The following is a 10,642-nucleotide window of genomic DNA, read 5'->3' as shown; positions in this document are numbered from 1 at the left end:
AGCGGCTTTGGGATGCTCAAAGACGGCATCACCTGGAGCGCCATCGGTCTGCTGCTGATTCCCATCATTTCCGCTGCCATGCAGTTTGTGACGATGAAGATCAGCATGAAGGGCCAGTCCAACAGCTCCGCTGCTGCCACAAACAAGAGCATGATGCTGATGATGCCCCTGTTCTCTTTGTGGATCGGTTTCACGCTGCCCGCCGCCCTGGGTGTGTACTGGATTTCCCAGAGCGTGTTCTCCGCCATTCAGGAGTTCTTCATGGGCAAGTTCTATAACAAGAAGCTGGAAGAAGAGGAAGAGGCCCGGTATCAGGCCCGTCAGGCCGACCGGCAAAAACGGATGGAAGAAGGCCGCAAGCGCCAGGAGGAGATCCGCCAGCAGGGCGCCCAGAAGCAGAGCCTGAAGGAAAAGCGCAAAGCTGCCCAGGAGGCCAAGGCCCAGAAGGCCAAGAAGGCCGCCACCAGCACCACCGAGGCGGGCCGTGTGGGAGACCGTCCCTATGCAAGGGGCCGTTCCTACAAGGCGGACCGCTATGGTGAGAGCGAGACAAAATAAGGAGCTTGTTACGCCATGAGAGAATTTATTGATGTAACGGGCAAGACCGAGGACGAGGCCCTGTCGAAGGCACTGGAGCAGCTGGGCCTTGAGCGGGACGATGTGTCCGTTGAGATTTTGGAGCGCGCCAAGTCCGGCTTCCTGGGCCTTGGCAGCTGTCCCGCCAAAGTGCGGGTGTATTACGGCGAGGAGACGGAGCCTGCTGCGCAGCCCGCCCCCGCTGTACAGGAAGTGCCTGCCCCTGTGGCGGAGAAGCCGGCCGCTCCCGCTCCCGCAGAGGAGACCCGGGAGGAGAAGGCCCAGAGTACGGCTCCCGCTGCCGCGGAACTGGGGGAGGAAGTCCACGACGAAAAGTCCCAGGCCATCCGCACCTTCCTCACCGGTCTGCTGGCGCAGATGGAGAGCGAGGCGGAAGTCCGGGTGTATCTGCCGGAAAAGGGCCGCTATAAGGTGATCCTGGAGGGCAAGAACCTGGGGGCCCTGATCGGCCGCCGGGGCGAGACGCTGGATGCCATTCAGCAGCTGACCAGCTATTCCGTCAACCGCGCCGGCGGCGGCCGGGTCCGGGTCCAGCTGGACGCGGAGAACTACCGGGAAAAGCGGGAGCAGAGTCTCCAGCATCTGGCCCGGAAGGTGGCTGCCAAGGTCACCCGTTACCGCCGCAGCGTGACGCTGGAACCCATGAACGCCTATGAGCGCCATGTGATTCACACCGCGCTGCAGGATGTGCCGGGTGTAACCACCTACTCCACCGGCACGGAGCCCAATCGCCGGGTGATCGTGGCCTACGATCGGGAGAAAAAGTAAATTCATCCACAAAAACCGGCCCGAAGTGGAAATTCTTCGGGCCGGTTTTCTGTTTTCAGGGCTTTTTCCGCCGCAGAGGGGCCAAAAAGGGAATATTTCTCCACAAAGTTTTAAATTTTGTGTAAAACCCGGGGCCTTCCCTTCAAAACGGGCAGAAATCTGCCCCGGACTTGACAAGTTTCCAAAAACGTGATAGAGTTCACACGATATATCAAAGGCTGTGACAGGGAGAAGTATCCTTTTATTCCCGGACAAGAGAGAGGACGGTTGGTGTGAGTCCTTGCGGGGGAGGGGAGAAGGCGCCCTGGAGCTGCGGAGCGGAAATGCTTCGCCGGTCCCCGCCGTTATTGGGCAGAGTGTCCCCCATGGGGGAAATTCAGGTGGAACCACGGACTAACAAAGTTCGCCCTGAGCCGTCAGGCCCGGGGCGTTTTTATTTTGTCTTGGCGAAAATGAGGATAGAAGGAGAGCAAACCATGAAAAACAGCGAAAAGACCATGGAAAAGATCGTGGCATTGTGCAAAGGGCGGGGCTTCATCTTCTCCGGCAGCGAGATCTACGGCGGTCTGGCCAACACCTGGGACTACGGTCCTCTGGGCGTGGAGCTCAAGAACAACGTGAAGAAGGCCTGGTGGAAGAAGTTTGTCCAGGAGAACCCCTATAACGTGGGCCTGGACGCCGCCATTTTGATGAATCCTCAGACCTGGGTGGCCTCCGGCCATCTGGGCGGATTCTCCGATCCCCTGATGGACTGCAAGGAGTGCAAGGAGCGCTTCCGGGCCGACAAACTCATTGAGGATTGGGCCGGTGAGAACGGCGTGGAGCTCCCCAAGCCCATCGACGCTTTCTCCCAGGCGGAGATGAAGGACTTTATCGAGTCCCACAACATTCCCTGCCCCAGCTGTGGCAAGCACAACTTCACCGACATCCGGCAGTTCAACCTGATGTTCAAGACCTTCCAGGGCGTTACCGAGGACGCCAAGAACACCGTGTACCTGCGGCCGGAGACTGCCCAGGGCATCTTCGTGAACTTCCAGAATGTCCAGCGCACCACCCGGAAGAAGCTGCCCTTCGGTGTCTGCCAGATCGGCAAGTCCTTCCGCAATGAGATCACCCCCGGCAACTTTACCTTCCGTACCCGGGAGTTTGAGCAGATGGAGCTGGAGTTCTTCTGCAAGCCCGGCACCGACCTGGAGTGGTTCCAATATTGGCGTTCCTTCTGCAAGGAGTGGCTGCTGAACCTGAACATCAGCGAGGAGCACCTGCGTCTGCGGGATCACACGCCTGAGGAGCTGTGCTTCTACTCCAAGGGTACCACGGACTTCGAGTTCCTGTTCCCCTTCGGCTGGGGTGAGCTGTGGGGCGTGGCGGACCGCACCGACTACGACCTGACCCAGCATCAGAACACCTCCGGCAAGGACATGACCTACTTTGACCCCGAGACCAACGAGCGCTATATCCCCTACGTGGTGGAGCCCTCCCTGGGCGCCGACCGCGTGACGCTGGCTTTCCTCATTGAGGCCTACGACGAGGAAGTGGTGGGCAAGGACAAGAAGGGCAACGACGATGTCCGGGTGGTCATGCACTTCCATCCGGCTCTCGCGCCCTTTAAGGCGGCCGTGCTGCCCCTTTCCAAGAAGGAAGTTCTGGCGGGCCCCGCCCAGGAGCTGCGCAACGAGCTTTCCAAGTACTTCATGGTCGACTACGACGACACCGGCTCCATCGGCAAGCGCTATCGCCGCCAGGACGAGATCGGTACGCCCTACTGCATCACGCTGGACTTTGAGACCGTGGGCGACGAGAACACCCCCGCCGATCACTGTGTCACCATCCGGGACCGGGATACCATGGAGCAGGTGCGCATCCCCATGGACCAGGTGAAGAGCTGGCTGGAGAAAAAGCTGGCCTACTGATTTCATCATCTGTTTTTTCGCTGATCCAGCCTGTGGGCCGGCGGGTTTTTTCCCCGCCGGCCCTGTTTTTTTCAAATATTTAAAAAGAATTTGTGCGTCCCGCCAAAAAAAGCAATTCTTTTCTTACACACGGCCACTTGTATTTCCTTCCGGGATTTCCTATGATAATACCAGAGAGATACGCGAAGCCACTTGACTTGAATAGAGAAAGGAGCAAATTATGGAAAAGATCTTCCACCTACAGGAAAACGGTACCACAGTCCGCACGGAGATCCTGGCCGGTCTCACCACCTTTATGACCATGGCCTACATCATCGCCCTGAATCCCAATCTGCTCACCAACTTTGATACGGGTTCAGCCCTCTGGAACGGCGTGTTCCTGGCCACCTGCATCGCCTCTGCTCTGGCCATGTTCTGCATGGCGTTCCTGGCCAACAAGCCCTTTGCCCTGGCCCCCGGCATGGGCCTCAACAGTTTCTTCGCCGTGGTGGTGTCCAACATTGTCGGCCTCACCGGCATGAGCTATGTGGAGTCCTTCCAGTCTGCCCTGGTCATCATCCTGCTGGAGGGCATTGTCTTTTTGATTTTGTCCCTGCTCAACATCCGGGAAAAAATTGTGGACGCCATTCCCCTGGGCATCCGCCTTGGCATTTCCCCTGCCATCGGACTGATGCTTTTGAACATCGGCCTTGGCTCCAACGTGGGTGTCTACTCCGAGACCGGCGGCCCCTTCTATGTGATGCGGGACTTCTTCGGTGCCCTGACTCCCAGCGTGGCCAAGACCAACATGGGCAGCGGCTACTCCACCATGGTCCTCACCGTAGTGACTATGTTTGTGGGTCTTTTTGTCATCGTGATTCTCTCCAAGCATGGCGTCAAGGCCTCCGTGCTGCTGGGCATGCTGGTGGCCTCTATTGTCTACTGGATCGGTGATTTCGCCGTTCTGGGCGTGAACCCGTTCGAGTCCCTCTCCACTGCCTCCTTCGTGCCCCCCTTCAGCGACATGGTGGAGACCACTCTCTTCAAGTTCGATTTCCAGGGCTTCCTGCAGATCGGCTGGTTCACTGCCATCACCCTCATCATCACCTTCTGCATGATCGACATGTTCGATACCATCGGCACCCTGGTGGGCACTGCCTCCCGGGCAGGCATGGTGGATAAGGACGGCAACATGCCCAACATGAAGGAAGCCCTCCTCTCCGATGCCATCGGCACCGTGGCCGGCGCCTGCACCGGTACCTCCACCGTCACCACCTTCGTGGAGTCCGCCTCCGGTGTGGAGGCCGGCGGCCGCACGGGCCTCACCGCCCTCACCACAGGCATCCTCTTCCTGGCGTGTATCTTCATCGCCCCCATCGCCGCCATTATCCCCGCGGCGGCCACTTCCTCCGCGCTGATCTATGTGGGCGTGCTGATGGTCATGGGCCTCAAGAACGTCAACTTCGACGACATGGACCAGATGGTCCCCGTCTCTTTGATGCTCATTGCCATGCCCATCTCCGGCTCCATCGGCCACGCCATCGGCATTGGCCTCATCTCCTACACCGTCATCAAGGTCTTCACCGGCAAGGCCAAGGAAGTCTCCGCACTGACCTATGTGATCTCTGCGCTGTTCCTGGTGAAGTTCTTCCTGATCGTGTGACAAAATCTCCCGGAAACGGAAATACAGCGGAAATATAAAAAGAAAGCGGCACGGCTCTTTTGAGCCGTGCCGCTTTTGCTGATTCGGTGTCATATTCCTTGGGAGAGCAGCTGACGCGCCGGACGGGTATATGCCTCCCGTCGGAAGGGAAAGGCCGCCACCGCCGCCTGCCGGACAGGGGAGATGTGGCAATACCCCCGGGGATGCTTTTCCAGGTACTGTTGGTGATATTCCTCCGCCGGGAAAAAGGTTTCCAGAGGTTTCAGTTCCACCGCAAAGAAGGGAACTGCCGCTGCCTCCAGATCTGCCACGGTCCGCACCGTGCGCTCCTGGGCCGGAGAGGTCCAATAGATGCCGGTTTGATACTGGGTTCCGATGTCCGCACCCTGGCGGTTGGGCAGTTCCACGTCCACCACGGCAAAGAAGGCAAAGAGCAGCGCCTCCAGAGAGGTTTTTCCGGGGTCCCAGGTCACCAGCACCGCTTCCCGAAAACCGGTGATGCCGGTGCAGACATCCTCATAATTGGCGTGGGCGGCGCTGTCTCCGTTGGCATAGCCGCAGCGGACGTCCGTGATGCCGGGCAGGCGGCGATAGAGGGCCTCCATGCCCCAAAAACAGCCTCCCGCCAGGCAGATGGTCGTTTCATCGTACTTCATAAGGCCTCCCGGCGCTTCAGGCGCCTTTGTATGCCGGTTCAGGTGTAAGTGTTGCAGTCAGAAAAACATGCCCATAAAGCCGTCGGGGCGCTCCGCAGCCTGGTCCCAGACCTCCCGGAACACACCGGGGGCGATGGTGCGGGCAGATATCTCACCGGGGATGTTCAGCGTTCGTACGTCCTCCGGGAAGGGGTCGGGGGAGAGGGCCTCTTCCCGGCCGTGTTCGTCTCCGTAGGCGAACCACAGCCCGTTGGGATAGAGTTCCACCCGCCGGGTCTCCCGGTTTTCCCGGTCCAGCTCGGAGTAGACCTGCTTTGCCTCATCCTCCTGGGGATGATCGTATTCCAGTAAAAGATAGCGCATGATTTCCACCTTTCAAGAGGGATTGTTGAAAAACGTCCGAATCTCCGCCTCGGAGGCCTGGACACTGCCCTGGGCGAAACCGCCCCGGCCGCCGCCCCGTCCGTGGAGGGCATTATTGAGGGTCTTGACCAGCGGGGCTACATCTGTCCCGTCAGCGCGGACGAGCGCATAGCTGAACTGTCCGTCCCGGCCGGAAAACACGGCCGCCAGCCCGCCGCAGGTCTTTGCCACGGCATCCGCCAGCTTTCGGACGCCATCGGAGCGCATGGGGGATTCCACCAGCAGCACGTCCCCTTTTCCCCGAAGTTCCTGGGCTTTGTGGAAAAATACCGTCTCCTCCAGCTCCGTCATGCGTGCCTTGGCGGCGGTGAGTTCCGCCTCCAGCCGTTCCACGGCCGCCGCGGCGTCCAGGGGCTTGACGCTCAGCTGCTGGCCCACAGCCCGGGCCTGGTCGTAGGTGCCGGAGAGATACCGGTAGGCCCGCTCCCCGCAGAGAATCTCCATCCGGACGCCGGAGCGGAACTTCTGACAGGAGAGGATCTTGATGATCCCCACCTGACCGGACCGGAGGACGTGGGTGCCGCAGCAGGCGCAGCAGTCCGCCCCCGGGAAGGTGACGATGCGCACCTGACCCGTGAGGGCCTTTTTGCTGCGGTAGTCCAGCTGTTCCAGTTCCGCCGGGGAGGGATAGGTGATCTCCACCGGCGTGTCCGCCCAGATAACCCGGTTGGCCTCCTCCTCCGCAGCTAGGACTTGCTGCCAGGTGAGCTCCGCGTTGTAGTCGATGGTGACGGTGTCGGCGCCCATGTGGAAGCCCACGTTGTCGCAGTGGTAGTCCCGGCAGAGGATGCCGGAGAGGATGTGCTCGCCGGAGTGCTGCTGCATGTGGTCAAAGCGGCGGGCCCAGTTGATCTCCCCGGTGAGGTTTTCGCCAATTTCCACCGAGTTTTCGACAGTGTGGAGAATTACGCCGTTTTTTTCATGGACATCGGTGACGGCAAAGCCCCCCAGCGTGCCGTGGTCGGCGGGCTGTCCACCGCCTTCGGGGTAAAAGGCGGTCCGGTCCAGCGTCACCAGATACCCGCCTTTGCCCGCTTCACAGGAGAGAACGGTGGCGGTGAAGGTGCGCAGGAAGGGGTTCTGATAATAGAGCTTTTCCGTTTCCATGTGGAACATTCCTTTCATTTATGAGATGGAGACAATCCAGCGCCAGAGGGGTTCTACGGTCAAAAGACCCAGCAGGGCGGAGGAGAGGTTGGCGGTGATGCCGTAGGCAAAGGCCCGGCGGCGACTCTGTCCGGCAAGCAGGCGGGTGTACAGTCCACCCTCCACGAAGGCAATGACGATCTCCGCCGGAATCAGCAGGAAAAAGTACCAGAATCCTACGCCGCTTTGCACGGCGGTTATGGAAAAATACACCGCCAGCGCCCCCTGGGTGACGAGATTCACCAGCAAAAACGGCTTTCGGTTCCGTTTCCAGGAAAAGCCGAACAAAACCAGCACCACGCCCTCAATCACCAGCGTGGGCAGCAGGGTGCAGAGAAATTGCAGCACATAACCGATCCACGCCGGAGGGATTTCCACGGACTTTGTCTCCCAGTCCACAGTCACCGAGGATTGGAGCACCGTCCGGGTGCAGGGGGGAAAAACGTAGGTATCGCCGTCGGCGGTGGCAATGAGGATGCGGTAGGTGTCCGGCAAGCCAAAATAGCCAAAGGTGTGGAGCCGGACCCCCTGGCGGCCGCTGTCCTCGCCCTCCAGGTCGCCCCACATGGGAGCGCCGCCGGTTCCCTCTGCCGTGCAGGCTTGCCAGCCCTCCGGCACGGCGGCTCGCAGGGTGTCCAGCAATTCTGCGTCCAGGGCAGCGGCTTCCTCCGGGGTGTAGTTCCAGTCGATGCCGCTGTATTCGCTCTCACCGCTTCCGTAGGAGTGGCTTTCGTATTCCCCCTCTGCCAGCACATCCAGGTAATAGAGCTCCTGGGGGGCGTTTTTTACCCGCACCGTCAGCAGGGGCTTGGGGCCGGAGTCCGCCAGGGCGGAGACGGTCAGAAGACCGATGGTCAGGGCAATCAATACCAAAAACCGCAGCTGTTTTTTCATAAAAGGGCCTCCTTTTTATCCGATCTTCCACAGGGACTGCTCATAAAAAAGAACGGGAAAAGGGGGGCGTTCGTTTCACAAAAGCCCCAGGGTCTGCTTCCAGGTCAGGACCCGGCGGCAGGCGGTGTCGATGGTGTCTATGGACAGCGTGCCGGTTTCCACCGCCTCCAGGACCTTGGAGATCTGGGTGCGGTAGTCGGTGGTGAGGACCAGGTCATTGCCTGCCTGAAGTGCCATCACCGCCACGGCACCGCTTTCGGAGTAGGCCGCCACGGCGTCCATGGCCAGATCGTCGGTCATCACCACGCCGTCAAAGCCCAGCTCCTCCCGGAGAAGCTGATGCACCGCCGGAGAGAGGGAGGCAGGGAGCGTATCATCCACCGCCGTCATGATGTTGTGGGATACCAGCACGGCGGTCTTTCCGTCCCCTGCGTCCATTCCGGCGGAGAAGGGGAGGAAGTCGGCGGATTCAAACTGCTCCAGCGACCGCTGGTCCACGGCGATGTCGGTGTGGGTGTCCGCGTTGCTGCCGTAGCCGGGGAAGTGCTTCAGGACGCTGCCCATGTTGTCTGCGGACATCTGCTCCACCACGGCGGTGACGCAGTCGGAGGTCCCATCCGCATCCAGACCGAAGGTGCGGTCATAGATGAAGTCGCCGGGGTTGGTGGATACGTCCACCACCGGGGCAAGGTTCACGTTGATGCCAAGGCCGTGGAGCAGGGCGTCCTTCTCCGCCGCATTCTCCACCAGGGCCTCCGTGCCGCCTTGGGCAAGCAGCTTCTGGGGCGAGGGGTATTTTTCCCTGCGCAGATGGGGATTGGAGCTGACACGGACCACGGTGCCGCCCTCCTCATCCACGCCGATGAGCAGGGGGATACCGGTGTCGGCAGCGGCGGCGTTCTGATAGGAGCGGATGGTTTGAATCACATCGTCGGCGGTCTTGTCGGTAAAGTCCCGGCCGAAGAGAATGTAGCCCCCCAGATGGTAGGCGGACACATCGTCCGCAGCGCTGTCGGCGGGACAGCGGACAAAGAAGAGCTGGCCCACCTTTTCCTCTGTGGTCAGGGAGGCCAGCAGGTCCTCAATCTTCTGGGCTGCCAGCTCTTCTTCCGTAGGTTCGGGAGGCGGGGCGGGTTCCTCCGTCTCCTCAGTTATCGGCTCTTGTTCCGTGGTTTTCTGAGAGCCGCAGGCGGGGAGGGCAAGCAGCAGCAAAGCGGCCAGCGCCGCCGTCAAAAAGCGTTTCATAAGCACCTCCTGCGAAAAGGACGGATGGTTATGGTCAGTTTACCATACGCTGTGGAAAAAGAAAAGGCACGCCGGGAATGAACATCCGGAGAGGTAAAAAAAGACGGAGCCTCACGGTTCCGCCTTTGTGTTTATTTCGTTTTGGGATAGGGAGTAGGGTCATCTGTGAGCCCTGCCAGGTAATCCATGCTGGTGTCCAGAGCCAAAGCAATCCGCCGACACTGCTCAAAGGTCATGTTCCGCTTTCCGGTCTCAATTTTGGAGTAATCGCTCTGGTCGATGCCGGTGAGCATCTGCATCTTTACCTGGGAGTACTTCCGTTCCTTCCGGAGCTTACGCATGGGGGTCATACCATCACCTCATGAAAATTATGCCCCGGTGACCTATTGATAATAGGGTAAAATGGACCTATTATGGAGGGGGAGGTGATGAGATGCCGGACTATAAGGAACTGTATTTACAGCTGATGCGGGCAACGGAAAAGTCCATCCGCATTTTGGTGGAAGCGCAGCAAAGCTGTGAGGAACAGATTTTGCAGGAAGCAGACCAGGGACAAGAAGAGAGCCGGACGTGATGTCCGGCTCTCTTTGGCGTTTTGCTGTTTATTCCTCGGGCTTCACCAGGGCGATGTGCAGCTCGTCCAGCTGCTTCTGGGTCACCTCGCTGGGGGCGCCCATCATGAGGTCCTGTGCGTTCTTGTTCATGGGGAAGGGGATGATCTCCCGGATGGAGTCCTCGCCTGCCAGCAGCATCACCATGCGGTCCACACCCGGGGCAATGCCGGCATGGGGGGGTGCGCCGTAGGTGAAGGCGTTGTACATGGCGGGGAACTTGGCCTTCACGTCCTCCTCGCCCAGGCGGACCAGCTCGAAGGCCTTGATCATGATCTCGGGATCATGGTTCCGCACGGCACCGGAGGAGAGCTCCACGCCGTTGCACACCAGGTCGTACTGGTCGGCGGTGATGGAGAGGGGATCGATCTCGCCCCGCTCGGCCTTGAGGAGCACCTCCAGGCCGCCGGAGGGCATGGAGAACGGGTTGTGGCAGAACTCCAGCTCGCCGGACTCCTCGCCGATCTCGTACATGGGGAAGTCCACGATCCAGCAGAAGGCGTACTGCTCCTTGTCCATGTGGCCGGGGACGGCGGCACCCAGGGTCTTCACCAGCACGCCTGCGGTCTTCTGGGCCTGGGAGAGCTTCCCGGCGGAGAGGGCCACAAAGTCGTTGGGCTTGAGGCCCAGGGCGGAGATCACCTGTTCCTTGATGGGGCTTACGAACTTGGCGATGCCGCCCACGATCTCGCCGTTCTCGTCCAGGCGGAACCAGTAGGGCTTGCCGCCGGAGACCACTTCCACGTC

Annotated in this window: 12 protein-coding genes and 1 other annotated feature; of the genes, 5 read left to right on the top strand and 7 right to left on the bottom strand. The window is 60.0% G+C overall.

What is annotated here, in order from left to right; all coding sequences use genetic code 11:
• The 4 genes from QZL67_RS04850 to QZL67_RS04835 form a co-directional block, all read left to right on the top strand.
• On the top strand, positions 1-558 hold a 558-nt coding region (locus tag QZL67_RS04850; protein WP_292919880.1), incomplete at its 5' end, for a YidC/Oxa1 family membrane protein insertase.
• A 15-nt stretch (positions 559-573) separates the two neighbouring features.
• Positions 574-1,365 (top strand): RNA-binding cell elongation regulator Jag/EloR, encoded by a 792-nt coding sequence (gene jag / locus QZL67_RS04845; RefSeq protein WP_022289631.1) that lies wholly within the window; start codon positions 574-576, stop codon positions 1,363-1,365.
• Positions 1,366-1,576: 211 nt separating this feature from the next.
• Positions 1,577-1,779: a binding site (T-box leader), on the top strand.
• Positions 1,780-1,841: 62 nt separating this feature from the next.
• Complete coding sequence (locus tag QZL67_RS04840; RefSeq protein ID WP_022289630.1) at positions 1,842-3,278, top strand: glycine--tRNA ligase; 1,437 nt, start codon at positions 1,842-1,844, stop codon at positions 3,276-3,278.
• Positions 3,279-3,498: 220 nt separating this feature from the next.
• Positions 3,499-4,920: an NCS2 family permease gene (locus QZL67_RS04835; protein WP_022289629.1), complete on the top strand. Its 1,422-nt coding sequence runs from the start codon at positions 3,499-3,501 to the stop codon at positions 4,918-4,920.
• An 89-nt stretch (positions 4,921-5,009) separates the two neighbouring features.
• On the opposite strand, the gene msrA is transcribed toward QZL67_RS04835, so the two are convergent.
• From msrA to QZL67_RS04805, 6 genes are all read right to left on the bottom strand, one after another.
• Complete coding sequence (gene msrA, locus QZL67_RS04830; RefSeq protein WP_022289628.1) at positions 5,010-5,576, bottom strand: peptide-methionine (S)-S-oxide reductase MsrA; 567 nt, start codon at positions 5,574-5,576, stop codon at positions 5,010-5,012.
• 57 nt (positions 5,577-5,633) lie between these two features.
• Positions 5,634-5,939, bottom strand: a complete 306-nt coding sequence (locus QZL67_RS04825) for a hypothetical protein (protein WP_022289627.1) — start codon at positions 5,937-5,939, stop codon at positions 5,634-5,636.
• A gap of 12 nt (positions 5,940-5,951) precedes the next feature.
• Positions 5,952-7,106 (bottom strand): alanyl-tRNA editing protein, encoded by a 1,155-nt coding sequence (locus tag QZL67_RS04820; RefSeq protein WP_022289626.1) that lies wholly within the window; start codon positions 7,104-7,106, stop codon positions 5,952-5,954.
• An 18-nt stretch (positions 7,107-7,124) separates the two neighbouring features.
• Entirely contained in the window at positions 7,125-8,039 is a 915-nt protein-coding gene (locus QZL67_RS04815) for a hypothetical protein (RefSeq protein ID WP_022289625.1), read from the bottom strand.
• Between the two features lie 75 nt (positions 8,040-8,114).
• Positions 8,115-9,284, bottom strand: coding sequence for a glycoside hydrolase family 3 protein (locus tag QZL67_RS04810; RefSeq protein ID WP_022289624.1), 1,170 nt, complete (start codon positions 9,282-9,284; stop codon positions 8,115-8,117).
• A 131-nt stretch (positions 9,285-9,415) separates the two neighbouring features.
• Positions 9,416-9,634 (bottom strand): helix-turn-helix domain-containing protein, encoded by a 219-nt coding sequence (locus QZL67_RS04805; protein WP_022289623.1) that lies wholly within the window; start codon positions 9,632-9,634, stop codon positions 9,416-9,418.
• A gap of 83 nt (positions 9,635-9,717) precedes the next feature.
• Here QZL67_RS04805 and QZL67_RS04800 point away from each other — a divergent pair, with 83 nt between their 5' ends.
• Positions 9,718-9,858 carry a hypothetical protein gene (locus tag QZL67_RS04800; protein ID WP_022289622.1) on the top strand — a complete coding sequence of 47 codons (141 nt, stop codon included), beginning with the start codon at positions 9,718-9,720 and terminating at the stop codon, positions 9,856-9,858.
• 28 nt (positions 9,859-9,886) lie between these two features.
• On the opposite strand, the gene QZL67_RS04795 is transcribed toward QZL67_RS04800, so the two are convergent.
• A partial coding sequence (locus QZL67_RS04795) for an amino acid--tRNA ligase-related protein (protein ID WP_292919878.1) occupies positions 9,887-10,642 on the bottom strand: 756 nt, incomplete at its 5' end.

It is taken from the genome of Oscillibacter sp. CAG:155 (genome assembly GCA_000436875.1).
In the GTDB taxonomy this organism is placed as follows: Bacteria; Bacillota; Clostridia; order Oscillospirales; family Oscillospiraceae; genus Oscillibacter.
This window is presented reverse-complemented; position numbering and strand designations above follow the sequence as displayed.